3 protein-coding genes are annotated in these 2,848 nt (G+C 71.7%); 1 reads left to right on the forward strand and 2 read right to left on the reverse strand.

Going from position 1 to position 2,848, the window contains the following annotated elements; translation table 11 throughout:
• Positions 1–1,548: CocE/NonD family hydrolase (locus tag ND748_RS29390; RefSeq protein ID WP_251749447.1), on the forward strand; the 1,548-nt coding region annotated here is incomplete at its 5' end.
• Between the two features lie 87 nt (positions 1,549–1,635).
• Here ND748_RS29390 and ND748_RS29395 read toward each other — a convergent pair.
• Both ND748_RS29395 and ND748_RS29400 read right to left on the reverse strand, forming a co-directional pair.
• Complete coding sequence (locus tag ND748_RS29395; RefSeq protein WP_251749448.1) at positions 1,636–2,145, reverse strand: AAA family ATPase; 510 nt, start codon at positions 2,143–2,145, stop codon at positions 1,636–1,638.
• Between the two features lie 17 nt (positions 2,146–2,162).
• Positions 2,163–2,636 (reverse strand): VOC family protein, encoded by a 474-nt coding sequence (locus ND748_RS29400; protein ID WP_251749449.1) that lies wholly within the window; start codon positions 2,634–2,636, stop codon positions 2,163–2,165.
• Between the last annotated feature and the right edge of the window lie 212 nt (positions 2,637–2,848).

Genomic DNA, 2,848 nt, shown 5'->3' on the forward strand with positions numbered 1-2,848 from the left:
GCCCAGGGCGCCCCGCCGGTGCCCACCCCGCCGGCCGCGGCGCCGACGAGCGCCGCGCCGACGAACCAGGTCATGATCCGGGCCACGGACGGCACGATCCTGACCGCGATCACGGGTGTGCCGTCCGGCGGCGGCGCGCATCCCCTCGTCGTGCTGCCGGCGGCCTGGGGCTTCCAGGACACCAGCATGCAGTCCCAGGTCGATCTGCTGGTCCAACGCGGTTATGCCGCCGTCGCCTACACGACCCGCGGCTTCTACGGCTCCGGCGGCACGGTCGACGTTGCCGGTCCCCTGGACGTCTCGGACGTCTCGGACGTGATCACCTGGGCGAGCAGCCGCTTCGACGTCGCCGCGAACCGGGTCGGCGTCGCCGGGTTGTCCTACGGCGGCGGCATCGCCCTGCTGGCTGCGGCGGCCGACACCCGCATCCGGGCGGTCGCCTCACTGAGCGGCTGGGTGGACTTCGGGACGTCCCTGTACGACGCGGACACCCGGCACAAGGCGGCACTCGACCTGATGACGACGCTGCAGGAGAAATCCGGCCGCAGCAGCCCCGAGTTCCGAGCGATCGTCGACGACTACCGGGCCTTCCGCAACATGCCCCAGGTGATGTCCTGGGCGAAGACGCGCGGTGCCGGAACATACCTCGACAAGTTCAACGCCCGCCAGCCGGCGGTCTTCATGTCGACCTCCTACAGCGACGGCTATTTCCCACCAGCCTCCCAACTGTCGTTCTTTGACCGACTGACCGGGCCCAAGACGGTTCGTCTCAGCCCCGGTGACCACGCCACCAACGAGATCGGCGGCCTGTTCGGCATTCCCAACGACACCTGGACGGCGGCCTGGGACTGGTTCGACCGTTTCCTGATCCCCACGTCGACCGCCGCACAGGGACCGGCGCCCGCGCCCGTCCGGCTGCTCACCGACGGCGGCACCGTCGAGACCTACCAGAGCGTGGCCGGGATCACCGGCACACACACGACCCTCCAGCTCGGCTCCGCCGCGCTCGGCACCGGGCAACTCTCGGCCTCCGCGCTGACCGGGGACTGGTCGACAACGTTCAGCGCGGACGCGGACACCTCGGCGAACGCCGGCACGATTCTGGTGACCAAGTTCCTGGATGGGATCACCCACCGGCCCAGCGAGCTGAACCTCGGCTCGGTCGATCGCAAACACGGCGCGGTGTGGCAGGCGGAGCCGACCCTCGCGACGCAGAAGCTCCGTGGCACGCCGGAACTGAACCTGAGCGTCACCCCCAACTCGGACGCCGGCACCCTGGTCGGCTACCTGTACGACACGGACCTCGCGGGCCGCTCGACGCTGATCGCCAAGGCGGTCGACAGCTATCAGGAGGCCACCCCGAACGTCGCGATGCAACTTCGGCTCACGTTCGACCCGGTCGCGCACGACCTGCAGTTCGGCCATCGGCTTTCCCTGGCCGTCGACACCAGGGACTCGCTCTACTACGACATGAACCGCGCCGACGGGACGGCGACGGTCGGTTCGCCCGCCGCCAGCCCGTCCGAGCTGGTCGTGCCGCTCGCCTGACCCGACAGCGTGACCCGACAGCGCGACCGGCGGGGGAGGGCGGGCGGGACCGGCGGCCCGCCCTCTCCCGCGAGCGCCGCACGCGGATCAGGCGGGAGACCACGCCCTCGCCTCGCGGCGGCTGCGCAGCCGGACGAGCCGCCGGCCGGCCGGATCGCCGGCCGCGAAGCGGCTGCCGTAGCTGATGCGGTACTCGCCGTGCTTGCGCCAGCCCCAGCGGAGGGGATGGCTGGCCCGGTGCAGCGAGCGCCAGCGTTCCCGGTTGCCGTTCCACAGCGGCGTGCGCAGCACCAGCCGGCCGGCCGTGCGCCGGATGATCTGCCACTCCACCAGCCAACGCGGCAGGTCCAGCCAGATCACCGTGTCCGCCCGCGCCCACACCAGCTCACGGACCGCCGAGTAGTTCCCATCGACGACCCAGTCGGCCGCCGCCGTCGCTTCGTCCACGTCGGCGGCGAAGGCCGGCCGCACGGTCCAGCCCGGACCGTGATGCAGGGCGTCGAGCTCGACATGCGGGACGCCCAGCGTGGCGGCCACCCGCCGGGCGAACGTCGTCTTACCGGAGCCGGACGCGCCGACCACGAGGATTCGGGGCACCCGGCCGATCTTAGCGATCAGGTGCCGTCCGCGGCGCGGCGGATCTCCGCGACGTCGATCTTCTTCATCCGCAGCATCGCCTCGGTCGCCCGCCGGGCCCGCTCCGGATCGGGATCGCCGAGCAGCTCGCCCAACACGGTCGGCACGATCTGCCAGGACAGCCCGTAGCGGTCCCTGAGCCACCCGCACTGGCTCTCCTCGCCGCCGTCGGTGAGCCGCGTCCAGTACTCGTCGACCTCGGCCTGGGAACCGCAGAACACCTGCAGGGAGATGGCCTCCGAGAAGGTGAATGCGGGGCCGCCGTTGAGCGCGACGTACTCCCGCCCGTCGAGCTCGAACTGGACCGTCATCACCGTGCCCTCCGGACGCATGCCGCCCGGACCGTAGCGGGCGATGTTGGTGATCCTGGAGTTCGGGAAGATCGACGTGTAGAACTCCGCGGCCTGCTCGCCCTGATCGTCGAACCACAGACACGGGGTGATGGCTGGCATGGGCAGCCCTTCTGGTCGAGGGGAACGGACGCCCCGATGCGTCCCATGGGCCGCAACCGTAGCCACGCCCACCGACAGTTCTCGGCATCCGCACTGCCGGCCGGGCCGGGTCGGGTCAGCGGGGCCCGGGCGGGCCGTCCGACCCGTCGTCGGGGCGTGCCGCGGGGGCGGTGCCGGACGCCGAGACCGACGACGTGGGCCGGTCGCCGCGC

Source organism: Frankia sp. AiPs1, assembly GCF_023716945.1.
Lineage (GTDB): Bacteria > Actinomycetota > Actinomycetes > Frankiales > Frankiaceae > Frankia.